The following is a 16914-nucleotide window of genomic DNA, read 5'->3' on the forward strand; positions in this document are numbered from 1 at the left end:
GGATATGTTGAACGGAAACGGATTTATGCCCGCGGCGCGTGCCGGAGAGGCCCGCCGCAAGGGTGCAGCGCAGCAATATTCCGCATTACGAGAAAAGATCTCATAATTCGAAAATTCTGTTGCGCGGGGCCGGCGACGCTCATTACAATCCGTCGGAGCTTGCCCGCAGGCCGCGCCGCGTCGTCTGCACGAGAGCGATCCTCACATTCCAGGACCCAGGAGACGAGAATGTCCGCTGTACCGAACGAAGTGATGAAATATGTCGCCGCCGAACGTGACGACGACCCGCAAGAAACCGTTGAATGGCTCGAGTCGCTCGACGGCGTGATCTCCTCGGTGGGCACCGGCCGCGCGCATTACCTGATCGAAAAGCAGATCGAGTTCGCCCGCATGCACGGCGAACACCTGCCGTTCTCCGCCAACACCCCGTACATCAACACGATTCCGGTCGAAGCCCAGGCGAAGATTCCGGGTGACCAGGACCTCGAGCACCGCATCCGTTCGTACACGCGCTGGAACGCGCTGGCGATGGTGCTGCGCGCCGGCAAGGACACGAACGTCGGCGGCCACATCGCGTCGTTCGCATCGGCCGCGACGCTCTATGACGTCGGCTACAACCACTTCTGGCACGCGGCGTCCGACCAGCACGGCGGCGATCTCGTGTTCGTGCAGGGCCACTCGTCGCCGGGCGTGTACTCGCGCGCGTTCCTGCTCGGCCGCCTGTCGGAAGAGCAGCTCGACAACTTCCGCCAGGAAGTCGACGGCAAGGGCATCTCGTCGTACCCGCACCCGTGGCTGATGCCGGACTTCTGGCAGTTCCCGACGGTGTCGATGGGTCTCGGCCCGATCATGGCGATCTACCAGGCACGCTTCATGAAGTACCTGGAATCGCGCGGCATCGCGAAGACCGCCGGCCGCAAGGTCTGGGCGTTCCTCGGCGACGGCGAGACGGACGAGCCGGAATCGCTCGGCGCGATCGGCATGGCGAGCCGCGAGAAGCTCGACAACCTCGTGTTCGTGATCAACTGCAACCTGCAGCGTCTCGACGGCCCGGTGCGCGGCAACGGCAAGATCATCCAGGAACTGGAATCGGAATTCCGCGGCGCCGGCTGGAACGTGATCAAGGTCATCTGGGGCAGCCGCTGGGATGCGCTGTTCGCACGCGACAAGACGGGCGCGCTGATGCGCCGCATGATGGAAGTCGTCGACGGCGAATACCAGACGTACAAGTCGGAGTCGGGCGCGTTCGTGCGCGAGCACTTCTTCAACACGCCTGAACTGAAGGCGCTGGTCGCCGACTGGTCGGACGACGACATCTGGGCGCTGAACCGCGGCGGCCACGATCCGCACAAGATCTACGCGGCGTTCCACGAAGCGACCAACACGAAGGGCGCGCCGACCGTCATCCTCGCGAAGACCATCAAGGGCTACGGGATGGGCGAGTCGGGCCAGGCGATGAACATCACGCACCAGCAGAAGAAGCTGCCGGTCGAGCAACTGAAGAAGTTCCGTGACCAGTTCCGCCTGCCGATCACCGACGAGCAGATCGCCGACGTGCCGTACCTGAAGTTCGAGGAAGGCTCGAAGGAACTCGAATACATGCGCCAGAAGCGCATGGACCTCGGCGGCTACCTGCCGCATCGCCGCGAGAAGGCGACGTCGCTGCCGGTGCCGGCACTCGACGCATTCGAGCCGCTGCTGAAGGGCACGGGCGAAGGCCGCGAGATCTCGACGACGATGGCGTTCGTGCGGATCCTGAACATCCTGCTGAAGGACAAGGCGCTCGGCAAGCGCGTCGTGCCGATCGTCCCGGACGAATCGCGTACGTTCGGCATGGAAGGCCTGTTCCGCCAGATCGGTATCTGGAACCAGGAAGGGCAGAAGTACGTGCCGGAAGATTCCGACCAGCTGATGTTCTACAAGGAATCGGAAACCGGCCAGATCCTGCAGGAAGGCATCAACGAAGCGGGCGGCATGTGCGACTGGATCGCGGCGGCGACGTCGTATTCGACGCACGGCGAGATCATGGTGCCGTTCTACATCTTCTATTCGATGTTCGGCTTCCAGCGGATCGGCGACCTGGCATGGGCGGCGGGCGACATGCGCTCGCGCGGCTTCCTGCTCGGCGGTACCGCGGGCCGCACGACGCTGAACGGCGAAGGCCTGCAGCACGAAGACGGTCACTCGCTCCTGTGGGCCGCATCGGTGCCGAACTGCATCAGCTACGACCCGACGTTCGGCTACGAACTCGCGGTGATCGTCCAGGACGGCCTGCGCCGCATGGTGCAGGAGCAGGAAGACGTGTACTACTACATCACGGTGATGAACGAGAACTACGAGCACCCGGCGATTCCGCAGGGCGAGCACGTGGCGGCCGACATCATCAAGGGCATGTACGCGTTCAAGAAGGCCGACGCGGACGCGAAGGCGCCGCGCGTGCAATTGCTCGGCGCGGGCACGATCTTCAACGAAGTGATCGCTGCCGCCGACCTGCTGAAGAACGACTGGGGCGTCGCGGCCGACCTGTGGAGCGTGCCGAGCTTCACCGAACTCGCGCGTGAAGGCCACGAGATCGAGCGCTGGAACCTGCTCCATCCGACCGAGGAGCGTCGCCTGTCGCACGTGCAGAAGTGCCTGAAGGACACGCAGGGTCCGGTCATCGCATCGACCGACTACGTGCGCGCGCTGGTCGACCAGATCCGCGGCCAGATCGATCGCCGCTTCGTCGTGCTGGGCACGGACGGCTTCGGTCGTTCGGACACCCGCGAGAAGCTGCGTCACTTCTTCGAAGTCGACCGTCACTGGGTCACTGTCGCCGCGCTGAACGCGCTGGCCGACGAAGGCACGATCGAGCGCAAGGTGGTCGCGGACGCGATTGCCAAGTACAACCTCGATCCGTCCAAGCCCAACCCGATGACCGTTTAACGCACACGCGCCGTGTGATGCCGCGCGCCGCTTCCGGGAGGGGCGCGCGCGGCCATGGAGACACAAAAAGATGAGTCAAGCGATCGAAGTGAAGGTGCCGGATATCGGCGATTACAAGGACGTGCCCGTCATCGAGGTGCTCGTGAAGGTGGGTGACACGGTCGAGCCCGAGCAGTCGCTCGTCACGCTCGAGTCGGACAAGGCGACGATGGACGTCCCGAGCCCGGCAGCCGGCACGGTCAAGGAAGTGAAGATCAAGGTGGGCGATTCCGTGTCGGAAGGCTCGCTGATCGTCCTGCTCGAAGGCGGCGCCGCGGCGCAGGTGAACGGTGCGGCCGCGCCGGCTGCCGCCCCGGCTCCGGCGGCAGCGCCCGCACCGGCACCGGCTGCAGCCGCGCCGGCTGCCGCGCCGGCAGCGTCGGGCGGCACGCTCGAGGTGAAGGTGCCCGACATCGGCGACTACAAGGACGTCCCGGTGATCGAGATCGGCGTGAAGGTCGGCGACACGGTCGAGAAGGAGCAGTCGCTCGTCACGCTCGAGTCCGACAAGGCGACGATGGACGTGCCGAGCCCGGCCGCCGGCGTCGTGAAGGAAATCAAGGTCAAGGTGGGCGATTCGGTGTCCGAAGGCACGCTGATCGTGCTGCTCGACGCCGTTGGCGGCGCGCCTGCCGCTGCGCCGCAGGCGAGCGCACCGGCTCCGGCCGCTGCCGCGCCGGCACCCGCCGCCGCACCGGCACCCGCGAAGGCTGCGCCGGCTCCGGCTGCTGCTGCCGCGCCGGCCGCCGCAGCGTCGGGCGAGTACCGCGCGAGCCACGCATCGCCGTCCGTGCGCAAGTTCGCGCGCGAGCTCGGCGTGGAAGTCGCACGCGTGCAGGGTACCGGTCCGAAGGGCCGCATCACGAAGGACGACATCACCGGCTTCGTGAAGGGCGTGATGACGGGCCAGCGCGCGGCACCGGCCGCGGCAGCCGCGCCGGCAGGCGGCGGCGAGCTGAACCTGCTGCCGTGGCCGAAGGTCGACTTCTCGAAGTTCGGCCCGTTCGAGGCGAAGCCGCTGTCGCGCATCAAGAAGATCTCGGGCGCGAACCTGCATCGCAACTGGGTGATGATCCCGCACGTCACGAACAACGACGAAGCGGACATCACCGAGCTCGAAGCGCTGCGCGTGCAGCTGAACAAGGAGCACGAGAAGGCGGGCGTGAAGTTCACGATGCTCGCGTTCGTGATCAAGGCGGTCGTCGCCGCGCTGAAGAAGTTCCCGACCTTCAACGCGAGCCTCGACGGCGACAACCTGGTGTTCAAGCAGTACTACCACGTCGGTTTTGCCGCGGACACGCCGAACGGCCTCGTCGTGCCGGTGATCCGCGACGCGGACAAGAAGGGCCTCGTCGACATCGCGAAGGAAATGGCCGAGTTGTCGAAGGCCGCGCGCGACGGCAAGCTGAAGCCGGACCAGATGCAGGGCGGCTGCTTCTCGATCTCGTCGCTCGGCGGGATCGGCGGCACGAACTTCACGCCGATCATCAACGCGCCGGAAGTCGCGATCCTCGGGTTGTCGCGCGGGCAGATGAAGCCGGTGTGGGACGGCAAGCAGTTCGTGCCTCGGCTCACGCTGCCGCTGTCGCTGTCGTATGACCATCGCGTCATCGATGGCGCGGAAGCCGCGCGGTTCAATGCGTATCTCGGCGCGTTGCTGGCCGATTTCCGTCGCATCATTCTTTGATGAGCTGAGGGTTTTCGCAGGGGCGTGGGTTCCATGTCGGTGATCCATGCCCCGTCGTTGAACTTGTTTGCTTGACGGTCGATCAGCGTCGCCCCTGCGCGGGGCGGCGGTCACTTTTCTTTGTCTTCCAAAGAAAAGTAACCAAAAGAAAGGCGCGTCCTTGGGCGGACGGCAAAGGTGGTGCTGCCCGGGTTCGCGTTCTCCAGTCAGGCCGTAGTTCAGCAGCGCGCGAATCCTCTCCCTCTGTCAGCAGCCAAACAAGAAGGGGACGTACATGAGTCTCATCGAAGTCAAGGTTCCGGATATCGGCGATTTCAGCGGCGTCGATGTCATCGAAGTCAACGTGAAGCCGGGCGACGTGATCGAAAAAGAGCAGACGCTCATCACGCTCGAATCGGACAAAGCCTCCATGGAAGTGCCCAGCGACGTCGCCGGCACGGTCAAGGAAGTCAAGGTCAAGGCCGGCGAGAAAGTCTCGCAAGGCACCGTGATCGCCATCGTCGAAGCAGCGGCAGGCGCAGCCGCGCCCGCGAAAGCAGCCGAACCCGCAAAGGCCGCAGCACCGGCTCCGGCCGCCGCGCCCGCCGCCGCCCCGGCCGTCGCTCCGCAAGCCGGCAGCTACAGCGGCTCCGCCGACATCGAATGCGACATGCTCGTGCTCGGCGCCGGCCCCGGCGGCTACTCGGCCGCGTTCCGCTCAGCCGACCTCGGCATGAAGACGGTGCTCGTCGAACGCTACTCGACGCTCGGCGGCGTCTGCCTGAACGTCGGCTGCATCCCGTCGAAGGCGCTGCTGCACACGGCGCTCGTCATCGACGAAGCCGCGGCGCTCGCGTCGCACGGCATCTCGTTCGGCAAGCCGGAAGTCGATCTCGACAAGCTGCGCGACTTCAAGGGCGGCGTCGTCAAGAAGCTGACGACGGGCCTCGCCGGCATGGCGAAGGCGCGCAAGGTCGAAGTGGTCACCGGCGTCGGCGCGTTCGTCGATCCGTATCACATGGAAGTGCAGGGCGAGAACGGCAAGAAGGTCGTCAAGTTCAAGCAGGCAATCATCGCCGCGGGCTCGCAGGCGGTGAAGCTGCCGTTCATGCCTGAGGACCCGCGCGTCGTCGATTCGACGGGCGCACTCGAACTGCGACAGTTGCCGAAGCGCATGCTCGTGATCGGCGGCGGCATCATCGGCCTCGAAATGGCGACTGTGTACGCGACGCTCGGCGCCGAGATCGACGTCGTCGAAATGATGGACGGCCTGATGATGGGCGCGGACCGCGATCTCGTGAAGGTCTGGGAAAAGTACAACGCGAAGCGCTTCGGCAACGTGATGCTGAAGACCAAGACGGTCGGCGCGGAAGCGAAGGAAGACGGCATCTACGTGAAGTTCGAGGGCGAGAAGGCGCCGGCGGAAGCGCAGCGCTACGACCTCGTGCTGGTGGCGGTGGGCCGTAGCCCGAACGGCAAGAAGATCGGTGCCGACAAGGCAGGCGTCGCGGTCACCGACCGCGGCTTCATCGACGTCGACAAGCAGATGCGCACGAACGTCCCGCACATCTTCGCGATCGGCGACGTCGTCGGCCAGCCGATGCTCGCGCACAAGGCCGTGCATGAAGGCCACGTCGCAGCGGAAGCCGCGCACGGCGAAAAGGCGTACTTCGACGCGCTGCAGATCCCGTCGGTGGCGTACACCGATCCGGAAGTGGCGTGGGCCGGCAAGACCGAAGACCAGTGCAAGGCCGAAGGCATCAAGTACGGCAAGGCCGTGTTCCCGTGGGCCGCATCGGGCCGCGCGATCGCGAACGGCCGCGACGAAGGCTTCACGAAGCTGATCTTCGACGAGGAAACCCATCGCGTGATCGGCGGCGGGATCGTCGGCCTGAACGCGGGCGACCTGATCAGCGAAGTGTGTCTGGCCGTCGAGATGGGCGCGGACGCGGAAGATATCGGCAAGACGATCCATCCGCACCCGACGCTCGGCGAATCGGTCGGCATGGCCGCCGAGCTGTACGAAGGCGTCTGTACGGACCTGCCGCCGCAACGCAAGAAGTAACGCGATCGGCACGGCCGGCCTCGCGCCGGCCACCAAAAACGCCGCCGCCCGGGATACCCGGACGGCGGCGTTTTCTTTTGCCCGCGGCCGACGGCAGTGCCCGGTCCGTGCCGCGCCATCGCGCCGGCGCCACCGGGATGCCCGGATGCCCGGATATTCCGTCGCCGGAAACAAAAAAGCCGCGCAGTGCGCGGCTTTGTCAGGAGCAGGGGACGCTTACGCGGCCGGCTTGCTCGAACGGCGCGATGCAGCAGCGCTCGCAGCCTTCGTCGCGACAGCGGCAGCCGCGTTGAAGTTCGTTTCGGCGATCTCGACGGCTTGCTTGGCAGCCTTCTGGACCGTTTCGTACGTCGTGTTCGCAGCGTTCAGTGCCGACTTCAGTGCGGCGACAGCCGTTTCCGAACCGGCCGGAGCGTTCTTCGCGACGTTGTCGACGAGTGCCTGGACCTTCTTGTTCTGCTCTTCGAATTGCGCTTCGGCAACCTTCGCGAACTCGGCTTGCGTCGACGACGCGATTTCATACAGGTGACGGCTGTACGACAGCACCTTTTCCGCGACCGGCTGCGACAGGCTCGCTTGCAGCGCGATCAGTTCCTGTGCGTCCTTCACCGACAGCAGGCGCTGCGCGTTTTCCTGGCTTTCGGTCAGCGTCGACTTCACGACCTGCAGGTTGAGTTCGATCAGCTTTTCGACGCCTTCGAACGCCTTGGTCGTCAGACCGAACAGGCTTTCGAGGTTGGCTTTCTGTGCGGCGGCGATTTGCTCGGGGGTCAGCAAGGACATGTCAAGCTCCTGAAAAGCGATCACGTCGATCGCAGGGATAAAGGGCACTACGATGGGGAACCTCGGCGCCGCGTGCTTTGTGCAACGCAGCAATGAGTCATATTTTAGGGCAGAGAAAAGTCTTGTCAAGCACTTTTTGTGCATTGCACAATCACGACAAATTATCGATAAAACAACGGGTTATCGCGGCCGGTTCGGAATCGGTTTCAGACGTGTTCCCACATGGTGCGCACTTGGCCGGGGCAGGCGCGCCGCACCGTGATCATGCACAGGTAAACCTGACAGGCATGTGGAACGTTATGCTTCTGTTCCTGTCGAAAAGCGCGCCGTTTCGCGATGCGCGTGCCGTGGCGACGTGCCGCCGCCGCGTCAAGACCGGTGCCTGGTACACCGAACGCCGGATACGTACTTTCCCCGCTTTAATTCGTCGCCAAAGTGACGTTATCTCAATTAACCGCGTGGTAATTCGGGAGACGGGTACTGTCGGGCGGCGCATCCCATGAATTTTTTCGATGGGAGCGCGAGGGTTGATCGAGTCATCCTTGGTCGACCCTTACATTCCGGTTTAACGACGATCGGTAAGTGCCTAATATTGCTCTTTTTTTCAGCTTTAACTACACTTGCGGAAACCCCGCCCGCTTTGTCCAGACCCCAATGAAAGCCGAATCGTTTTCACCGCGCAGATTGTTGCAGAGCATGACGCTCGGCACGGCTGTGTCGGTCGCCGTCGCCTTGCTGGCGACCGCCGCGTCCGTCGCGCCCGCTGACGCCTTTGCCGCCACTGCGAAGACCCACCAGGCCGCCAAGAAAGCCGCTTCCTCTTCGGCAACGAAGAAGACGGTGAAGGCCGCCTCCGCGAAATCCGCCAACGTCGCGTCGGCCGATGCGCCGAAGGCGTCGCGCAAGCGCGCGACGCTCGCGTCGAACGTGCACGGCCACCGCGGCGCGGTGCGCAAGGTCGCGTTCCAGCCGCGTCGCCCGACGGTCGGCCAGGCATTCGGCCTGCACGACACGCCGGACGCGCTCGCGCTGCGCTCGAGCGTCGCGTACGTCGTCGACCAGAACACCGGCGAGCCGCTGTTCGACAAGAATTCGCTCGCCGTCGTGCCGATCGCCTCGATCTCGAAGCTGATGACGGCGATGGTCGTGCTCGACTCGAAGTCGCCGATGACCGACCAGATCGAAGTCACCGACGAAGACCGCGACTACGAGAAGGGCACGGGTTCGCGCCTGTCGGTCGGCTCGGTGCTGTCGCGCGAGGACATGCTGCACATCGCGCTGATGGCGTCGGAAAACCGCGCGGCCGCCGCGCTGTCGCGCTACTACCCGGGCGGCCGTCCGGCGTTCATCGCCGCGATGAACGCGAAGGCGAAGTCGCTGGGCATGAACGACACCCACTTCGAGAATTCGACGGGTCTGTCGAGCTCGAATGTGTCGAGCGCGCGCGACCTCGTGAAGATGGTCAACGCGGCGTACCAGTACCCGATGATCCGGCAGTTCTCGACCGACCGCACGTACGACGTCAATACGGGCAAGCGCAACCTGGTCTACAACAGCACGAACGCGCTGATCCGCGGCAACGGCTCGTGGGACATCGGTCTGCAGAAGACGGGCTTCATCAACGAGGCGGGCGAGTGTCTCGTGATGCAGGCGACGATCCATGGCCGGCCGATGGTGATCGTGCTGCTGGATTCGTTCGGCAAGTATTCGCGCTTCGCCGACGCGGCACGCCTGCGCAACTGGCTCGACGCCGGCGGCGGCGAGCGCCTGACGGCCGCCAACACGGCGAACGGCGGCACCTGAGCGCGCCACGGCGGTTCGCCGCCGTGCCGATCGCCGCAAAGAAAAAGCCCCGCGATGCGGGGCTTTTTTTCGTCCGGCGCCATGCGGCGGGCGGCGCGGCTCACGCGTGCCGTTGCAGCCCTTCGGCATCCTTCGTGGGCGCGGGCCGGTAGCCGAGCGATTCCGAGATGGTCAGCGCGGTGCGGCTCAGCTGGCCGAGCCACGCGTCCTGCAGGCGGTCCGCCGGGGCCGACAGCGACAGGCCCGCGACGAGCTTGCCCGAGTCGTCGTAGATGCCGGCCGCGATGCAGCGCACGCCCAGCTCCAGTTCCTCGTTGTCCCGCGCGCACGATTGCTGGCGTACGAGTGTCAGCTCGCGCTCGAGCTTCGCGATGTCGGTGATGCTGTTCTGCGTATGGCCGGACAGCCCGGTGCGCGTCGCATAGGCGCGCACGCGCGAGGTTTCGTCGACCGCGAGAAACAGCTTGCCGACCGACGTCAGGTGCAGCGGCGCGCGGCCGCCGATCGCGCGGACGACCTGCATCCCCGAGCGCTCGGAATACGCGCGCTCGATATAGACGATTTCGTCGCCCTGACGCACCGACAGGTTCACGGTCTGGCCGGTCAGGCGATGCAATTCGCGCATCGGCATCAGCGCAGCGTCGCGTACCGACAGGCGCGCCTTCACGAGGTTGCCGAGCTCGAGCAGCCGCATGCCGAGCCGGTAGGTGCCGGGATCGGAGCGGTCGACGAGGCGGCAGGTCACCATGTCGTTGAGGATGCGGTGTGCGGTCGACGGATGCAGCTCCGTGCGCTGCGCAAGCTCTTTCAGGCTGACGGGGTCGCTGTGCGCGGCGAGCGCGTCCAGCAGCCGCATCATGCGTTCGATCACCTGGATCGACGTTTTGGAATCCGGGGTGGGTTGGCTCATGTCGGGGGAGAATCGGTTGACGCGTCAAGCGGTGTTGCGTCGATTGTATCTCGTATCGTGAAAAAAGCGAACGCCGTTCGAGGAAGTCCTCGTTTCCGGCATCGCGTACTTGCGCGCGTGCCGGCGTTGGTCTTGCCGGCCAAACGGCGGATAATGAGAGCCGTTTTCTCGAAGGAGCGCGTATGCGAGTCGGTTTGTTCGTGACCTGCCTGGTCGACCTGATGCGTCCGGAAATCGGCTTTTCCGCGCTGAAACTGATTCGCGAAGCCGGCTACGAAGTGTTCGTGCCGCCCGCGCAAACCTGCTGCGGCCAGCCGGCCTACAACTCGGGCGACCGCGCGCTCGCACGGGATCTCGCCGAAAAGACGCTGCGCGAGTTCGAGCAGTTCGACTACGTCGTCGCGCCGTCGGGCTCGTGTGGCGGCATGATCCGCGCGCACTACGGCGACCTGTTCCGCGACGACCCCGAACTGATGGGGCGCTATGCGCGATTCCAGCAGAAAGTCTACGAACTGACCGATTTCCTCGCGAACGTCGCGAAGGTGACGCTCGCCCTCGGCGAATTCACGGGGCCCGTCACCTATCACGACTCATGCTCGGGCCTGCGCGAGCTCGGCGTGAAGGCGCAGCCGCGCGCGCTGCTCGCGCAGCGCGGCGTGGCCGTCACCGAGATGAAGGACTGCGAGCACTGCTGCGGCTTCGGCGGCACGTTCGCGGTCAAGTACGGCGACATTTCGGCGGCCATCGCGGACGAAAAGTGCGCGAACGTGCGCGCGTCCGGTGCGGGCGCCGTCGTGCTCGGCGATCTCGGCTGCATGCTGAACATCGAAGGGCGGTTGCGCCGCACGGGCGACCGCGACACCCGCGTGCTGCACGTCGCGCAGGTGCTGGCGGGCGACGTCTGACGCCCGGTTCCCGCTTACTTTTCCTCGATACCGCGATGCAAGTTCAATCGATGCATTTCAAGGCGCGCGCCGGCCAGAAGCTGGCCGACCAGCGCCTGCAGCAGAACCTGAAGAAGCTGTCGACGAAGTTCGTGTCCGCGCGCGCCGATGCGATGACCGCGATCGACTTCCAGGCGACGCGCGCCGCGCTGAAGGCGCGCCGCAACCGTGCGCTGGAGAACCTCGACGTGTGGCTCGAGGCGTTCGAGCGCGAGGCGACGCGCCGCGGCACGACGGTGCTGTTCGCAGAAACGACCGCGGACGCCGCGCGGCTCGTCGCCGACATCGCGCGGCGCCACGACGTGAAGAAGGTCATCAAGACGAAGTCGATGGTGTCCGAGGAAATGCGCCTGAACGCGGTCCTTGCCGAGATGGGCGTGCAGTCGATCGAGACGGACCTCGGTGAATACATCCTGCAGATCAACGACAACGAGCCGCCGAGCCACATCATCGCGCCCGTCGTGCACAAGGACAAGGACGAGATCGCCGATCTGTTCGCGCGCACGCACCACCGCGAGCGGCTGACCGAGATTCCGGACATGACGCGCGAGGCGCGCGAGGTGCTGCGCCCGCATTTCCTGTCGGCCGACATGGGCGTGACGGGCGGTAACTTCGTGATCGCCGAGACGGGGTCGGTTGCGCTCGTCACGAACGAAGGCAACGAAGGGATGTGCACGGTGATGCCGCGCGTGCATGTCGCGGTGACGGGCATCGAGAAGGTGCTGCCGACGCTCGAGGATCTCGCGACCGCGATGCGTCTGCTGCCGCGCTCGGCGACCGGCCAGAAGACCTCGAACTACTTCTCGGTGCTGACCGGGCCGCGCGGCCCCGGCGACGAGGACGGCCCGGAACACAATTACGTGGTGCTCGTCGACGGCGGCCGCACGGGCCTGATCGGCGGCGAATTCCAGGAGATGCTGCGCTGCATCCGCTGCGGCGCGTGCATGAACCATTGCCCGGTGTACCAGAAGGTCGGCGGGCACGCGTATGGATGGGTCTATCCGGGCCCGATGGGGTCGGTATTGACGCCGAGCTACGTCGGGATCGACCGTGCGCTCGACCTGCCGCAGGCCGCGACGCTATGCGGCGAATGCGACAGCGTGTGCCCGGCCGGGATCCCGCTGTCGCACCTGCTGCGCACGCTGCGCGAGAAACAGGTCGAGCGGCACCTGCGGCCGTGGCGCGAGCGCGCCGCACTCGCCGCGTGGGGCTTTGTCGCGCGCCGGCCGCTCCTTTACGCGCTGACGACCAAGCTCGCGGTACGGATCCTGGAGCGGCTGGGCGGCAACGGCGGCTCGCTGCGGCGCCTGCCGATGATGGGTGGCTGGATGGACACGCGCGACATGCCGACGCCGACCGGCCGGACGTTCCGCGAACTGTACGCGGCCTCGCAAAGCCACCTGGGCTGACGACTGTTCATCGGGTGGCAACAGTGCGTTCGCTATTCATGTATTTATCTTGATAGGTGCGGTCTATAGAATCCTGCCTGTAGTCCCCGGAATCGGGTTTCGGGGCATGAGGTCAAGGAGCCGCATCATGAAAAAGACAATATCGATGTACTGGCCGCTGGCAATCGTCGTCCCGCTCGCGGCGGCCGCTTATCTGCACGCGATGGCCGACGCGCCGGCGCGTGGACCGATCGCCGTTCACCAGGCATCGGCCGAACTCGCGCGCGCGGTGTCGTTCGGTCTGGTCGACGACGCGGCGAAACCGCTGCCGGCCGCATCCGGCGACGTCGTGCTCGCCGCGCCCAAGGCGCTGTGAGGCACGCCGCCGTCGCTTCGCGCGGCGGCGCGATTCCGGGCGCCTTTGTATAATGGCGCGTTATTCTCCCGCGCGGCTCGCCGCGGCTTTCCGATAGTGCGATGACCCGCGTTGCGATCTGTTTCGTCTGTCTCGGCAATATCTGCCGTTCGCCCACCGCAGAAGGCGTGATGCGCCACCAGGTCGGCGCGGCCGGGCTGGCCGACCGGATCGAGGTCGATTCGGCCGGTACCGGCGACTGGCACGTCGGCGAGCCGCCCGACGCGCGCGCGCAGGCGGCGGCCCGCACCCGCGGCTACGACCTGTCGGCGCTGCGGGCGCGGCAGGTGAGCGCGGCGGATTTCGAGCGGTTCGACCTGCTGCTGGCGATGGACGAAGCCAATCTCGCGGAATTGCGGCGGCGCTGCCCGCCCGGGCAGCGCGACAAGGTGCGCCTCCTGATGGAATTCGCGCCGGGCGCGGCCGAGACCGAAGTGGCCGATCCTTATTTCGGCGGCGCGCAGGGCTTCGAACAGGTGCTCGACCAGGTCGAGCGCGCGTGCGCGGGCCTGCTGGATACCCTCCGGAGCGGCGCCGCACGCTGATCGCGGCGGGGTATTCAGCGGTCTGCGAATACCCTGTCGAAGACATGGATACTTGACTAAAAACGTCAAATATTTATACTTGACCAAAATCGTCAAGATTGCAGTCCCCTAGACACCATGAGACTCACCACCAAAGGCCGTTTCGCCGTCACGGCGATGATTGACTTGGCACTGCGCCAGGAGCAGGGCCCGGTGACGCTTGCAGGCATCAGCCAGCGCCAGCGGATTTCGCTCTCGTATCTCGAACAGCTGTTCGGCAAGCTGCGCAGGCATGAAATCGTCGAATCCGTGCGCGGCCCGGGCGGCGGCTACAACCTCGCGCGTCGCGCGCAGGACGTCACCGTCGCCGACATCATCATCGCGGTCGATGAACCGCTCGACGCCACGCAGTGCGGCGGCAAAGGCACGTGCGACGGCTCGAAGCAGCCCGACGGCCATTGCATGACGCACGAGCTGTGGTCGACCCTGAACCAGAAAATGGTCGAATACCTCGATTCGGTATCGCTGCAGGATCTCGTCGATCAGCAGCGCGCACGCGAGGGCGCGCCCGCAGTGCTGCGCGACCGGCGCGCGCCGGAGCCCGCCGCGGCGCCGGCCGAACCGGTGCGCACGATGCCGCTCGGTCCCAATTCGGTGTTCAACATCGCGAGTTCGTGAGCGCGAACGCGCCGCACACCCCATAACGCACATAGTCCCTGCACAGAATACCCGGAGCGACAGATGACCCAAGAGACTCTCCACCTGCCCATCTACATGGATTACAGCGCGACGACGCCGGTCGACCCGCGCGTGGTCGACAAGATGGTGCCGTACCTGCGCGAGCAGTTCGGCAACCCGGCATCGCGCAGCCACGCGTACGGCTGGGATGCGGAACGCGCGGTCGAGGAAGCGCGCGAACAGGTGGCTGCGCTCGTGAACGCGGATCCGCGCGAGATCATCTGGACGTCCGGCGCAACGGAATCGGACAACCTCGCGATCAAGGGTGCCGCGAACTTCTACAAGGGCAAGGGCAAGCACATCGTCACGGTGAAGACCGAGCACAAGGCCGTGCTCGACACCTGCCGCGAGCTCGAGCGCGACGGCTTCGAAGTCACCTATCTCGACGTGAAGGAAGACGGCCTGATCGACCTCGACGTGTTCAAGGCCGCGCTGCGCCCGGACACGATCCTCGTATCCGTGATGCACGTGAACAACGAGATCGGCGTGATCCAGGACATCGAGACGATCGGCGAGATCTGCCGCGAGAAGGGCATCGTGTTCCACGTGGACGCCGCACAGTCGACCGGCAAGGTCGAGATCGACCTCGCGAAGCTGAAGGTCGACCTGATGTCGTTCTCGGCGCACAAGACCTACGGCCCGAAGGGCATCGGCGCGCTGTACGTGCGTCGCAAGCCGCGCGTGCGCATCGAAGCGCAGATGCACGGCGGCGGCCACGAGCGCGGCATGCGTTCGGGCACGCTGGCGACGCACCAGATCGTCGGCATGGGCGAAGCGTTCCGCATCGCGCGTGAAGAAATGGCGACCGAGAACGAGCGCATCCGCATGCTGCGCGACAAGCTGCTGCGCGGCCTGTCGCAGATCGAGGAAACGTACGTGAACGGCGACATGGAGCACCGTGTCCCGCACAACCTGAACATCAGCTTCAACTTCGTCGAAGGCGAGTCGCTGATCATGGCGATCAAGGACGTCGCGGTGTCGTCGGGCTCGGCTTGCACGTCGGCGTCGCTGGAGCCGTCGTACGTGCTGCGTGCACTCGGCCGCAACGACGAACTCGCGCACAGCTCGATCCGCTTCACGGTCGGCCGCTTCACGACGGAGCAGGACGTCGACTTCGTGATCAACCTGCTGAACAGCAAGATCGCGAAGCTGCGCGAACTGTCGCCGCTCTGGGAAATGCACCAGGAAGGCATCGATCTGTCGACGATCGAATGGGCCGCACACTGAACACCGCATTGAATACATTCGCGGGCGGATTTGCGCACGCAGACGTAACGAGTCAAGGAGTTTGAGTCATGTCATACAGCAACAAGGTTCTGGATCACTACGAAAACCCGCGTAACGTCGGTTCGTTCGCGAAAGACGACGACGCGGTCGGCACGGGCATGGTCGGCGCGCCGGCCTGCGGCGACGTGATGAAGCTGCAGATCCGCGTCGGCGCGGACGGCGTGATCGAAGACGCGAAGTTCAAGACGTACGGCTGCGGCTCGGCCATCGCGTCGAGCTCGCTCGTGACCGAGTGGGTGAAGGGCAAGACCCTCGACGAGGCACTGTCGATCAAGAACACGCAGATCGCCGAAGAGCTGGCCCTGCCGCCGGTGAAGATTCACTGCTCGATTCTCGCGGAAGACGCGATCAAGGCAGCCGTGGCCGACTACAAGAAGCGCCACGACACCAAGGAAGGCGATCAGGCAGCAGCCTGAGCGGCATCGAGCGGCTTGTGAAGGATCGCGGCGGGCCCGGGTGGCGCGCCGCGGCAAGGACATCATGGCAATTACACTGACCGAAAAAGCAGCACAGCACGTCCAGAAATACCTCGTCCGTCGCGGCAAGGGTGTGGGCCTGCGGCTTGGCGTTCGCACGACCGGGTGCTCGGGGCTCGCGTACAAGCTCGAGTATGTCGACGAGCTGGCTCCCGAGGATCAGGTGTTCGAGAGCCATGGCGTGAAGGTCGTCGTCGACCCGAAGAGCCTCGCGTACATCGACGGCACCGAGCTCGACTTCGCACGCGAAGGCCTGAACGAGGGGTTCAAGTTCAACAACCCGAACGTGAAGGACGAGTGCGGCTGCGGCGAATCGTTCCGCGTGTGACGCGGGTTTCCGCGCGATGCGGGCAAGAGGCGGCACGGGCCGCCTTTTTAATGTGCGGCGTTTGCCGCGCGACGAACCGGAATTGAACGCGACGATGGTTTCGCTGAAAGACAGCCACTTCGATCTGTTTCACCTGCCGGCGCAATTCGCGCTCGACGAGACGGCGCTCGACAGCGCCTATCGCACGGTGCAGACGCAGGTGCACCCGGACCGCTTCGCGGCGGCCGGCGACGCGCAAAAGCGCATCGCGATGCAATGGGCGACCCGTGCGAACGAAGCCTACCGCACGCTGCGCGATCCGCTGAAGCGCGCGACCTATCTGCTGTCGCTGCGCGGCGTCGACATCGGTGCCGAAAACAACACCGCGATGGAGCCCGCGTTCCTGATGCAGCAGATGGAGTGGCGCGAAGGCATCGAGGATGCCGCGGCTGCCCGCAACGTCGACGCGCTCGATGCGCTGCTCGCCGAGCTGCGCGACGAAAAGCGCGTGCGCCTCGAGCGCCTCGGCACGCTGCTCGACAGCGCGGCCGACCAGGCCGCCGCCGAGGCCGTGCGCCAGCTGATGTTCATCGAACGGGTCGCGTCGGAAGTGGGCGCGCAGATCGAGCGCCTCGAAACTTAAC

At 65.4% G+C, this 16914-nt stretch carries 16 protein-coding genes; 14 read left to right on the forward strand and 2 right to left on the reverse strand.

What is annotated here, in order from left to right:
* Positions 1-228: 228 nt before the first annotated feature.
* From aceE to lpdA, 3 genes are all read left to right on the forward strand, one after another.
* Positions 229-2925, forward strand: coding sequence for a pyruvate dehydrogenase (acetyl-transferring), homodimeric type (gene aceE / locus U4012_RS20515; RefSeq protein ID WP_044849249.1), 2697 nt, complete (start codon positions 229-231; stop codon positions 2923-2925).
* Positions 2926-2995: 70 nt separating this feature from the next.
* Positions 2996-4651 carry a dihydrolipoyllysine-residue acetyltransferase gene (aceF, locus tag U4012_RS20520; RefSeq protein WP_321801089.1) on the forward strand — a complete coding sequence of 552 codons (1656 nt, stop codon included), beginning with the start codon at positions 2996-2998 and terminating at the stop codon, positions 4649-4651.
* Between the two features lie 274 nt (positions 4652-4925).
* Positions 4926-6695, forward strand: a complete 1770-nt coding sequence (lpdA, locus tag U4012_RS20525) for a dihydrolipoyl dehydrogenase (RefSeq protein WP_321801091.1) — start codon at positions 4926-4928, stop codon at positions 6693-6695.
* Positions 6696-6911: 216 nt separating this feature from the next.
* On the opposite strand, the gene U4012_RS20530 is transcribed toward lpdA, so the two are convergent.
* Entirely contained in the window at positions 6912-7478 is a 567-nt protein-coding gene (locus U4012_RS20530) for a phasin family protein (RefSeq protein WP_044848197.1), read from the reverse strand.
* 92 nt (positions 7479-7570) lie between these two features.
* Here U4012_RS20530 and U4012_RS20535 point away from each other — a divergent pair, with 92 nt between their 5' ends.
* Positions 7571-7981: a hypothetical protein gene (locus U4012_RS20535; RefSeq protein WP_321801093.1), complete on the forward strand. Its 411-nt coding sequence runs from the start codon at positions 7571-7573 to the stop codon at positions 7979-7981.
* 151 nt (positions 7982-8132) lie between these two features.
* Positions 8133-9281: a D-alanyl-D-alanine endopeptidase gene (gene pbpG / locus U4012_RS20540; RefSeq protein ID WP_321801095.1), complete on the forward strand. Its 1149-nt coding sequence runs from the start codon at positions 8133-8135 to the stop codon at positions 9279-9281.
* A 100-nt stretch (positions 9282-9381) separates the two neighbouring features.
* On the opposite strand, the gene U4012_RS20545 is transcribed toward pbpG, so the two are convergent.
* Entirely contained in the window at positions 9382-10191 is an 810-nt protein-coding gene (locus U4012_RS20545) for an IclR family transcriptional regulator (RefSeq protein ID WP_124488314.1), read from the reverse strand.
* 182 nt (positions 10192-10373) lie between these two features.
* Between U4012_RS20545 and U4012_RS20550 the strand changes: the two genes are divergently transcribed.
* The 9 genes from U4012_RS20550 to hscB all read left to right on the forward strand — a co-directional run bounded on the left by U4012_RS20550 (position 10374) and on the right by hscB (position 16913).
* Positions 10374-11096: a (Fe-S)-binding protein gene (locus tag U4012_RS20550; RefSeq protein ID WP_321801098.1), complete on the forward strand. Its 723-nt coding sequence runs from the start codon at positions 10374-10376 to the stop codon at positions 11094-11096.
* Between the two features lie 35 nt (positions 11097-11131).
* Positions 11132-12544, forward strand: coding sequence for a lactate utilization protein B (locus tag U4012_RS20555; RefSeq protein ID WP_321801100.1), 1413 nt, complete (start codon positions 11132-11134; stop codon positions 12542-12544).
* A 127-nt stretch (positions 12545-12671) separates the two neighbouring features.
* A complete protein-coding gene (locus U4012_RS20560) occupies positions 12672-12899 on the forward strand; it encodes a hypothetical protein (protein ID WP_044848193.1) in 228 nt (75 codons plus the stop codon).
* A 101-nt stretch (positions 12900-13000) separates the two neighbouring features.
* Positions 13001-13483, forward strand: coding sequence for a low molecular weight protein-tyrosine-phosphatase (locus U4012_RS20565; RefSeq protein WP_321801102.1), 483 nt, complete (start codon positions 13001-13003; stop codon positions 13481-13483).
* Between the two features lie 117 nt (positions 13484-13600).
* Positions 13601-14140, forward strand: a complete 540-nt coding sequence (gene iscR / locus U4012_RS20570) for a Fe-S cluster assembly transcriptional regulator IscR (protein WP_006760276.1) — start codon at positions 13601-13603, stop codon at positions 14138-14140.
* A gap of 63 nt (positions 14141-14203) precedes the next feature.
* Entirely contained in the window at positions 14204-15427 is a 1224-nt protein-coding gene (locus tag U4012_RS20575; protein ID WP_044848191.1) for an IscS subfamily cysteine desulfurase, read from the forward strand.
* Positions 15428-15495: 68 nt separating this feature from the next.
* Positions 15496-15903 (forward strand): Fe-S cluster assembly scaffold IscU, encoded by a 408-nt coding sequence (gene iscU / locus U4012_RS20580; protein WP_009691729.1) that lies wholly within the window; start codon positions 15496-15498, stop codon positions 15901-15903.
* A gap of 64 nt (positions 15904-15967) precedes the next feature.
* Positions 15968-16291: an iron-sulfur cluster assembly protein IscA gene (gene iscA / locus U4012_RS20585; protein WP_011885413.1), complete on the forward strand. Its 324-nt coding sequence runs from the start codon at positions 15968-15970 to the stop codon at positions 16289-16291.
* 94 nt (positions 16292-16385) lie between these two features.
* A complete protein-coding gene (gene hscB, locus U4012_RS20590) occupies positions 16386-16913 on the forward strand; it encodes a Fe-S protein assembly co-chaperone HscB (protein ID WP_044848201.1) in 528 nt (175 codons plus the stop codon).
* The last annotated feature ends 1 nt before the right edge of the window (position 16914 follow it).

It is taken from the genome of Burkholderia sp. BCC1988 (assembly GCF_905339895.1).
Classification (GTDB): domain Bacteria; phylum Pseudomonadota; class Gammaproteobacteria; order Burkholderiales; family Burkholderiaceae; genus Burkholderia.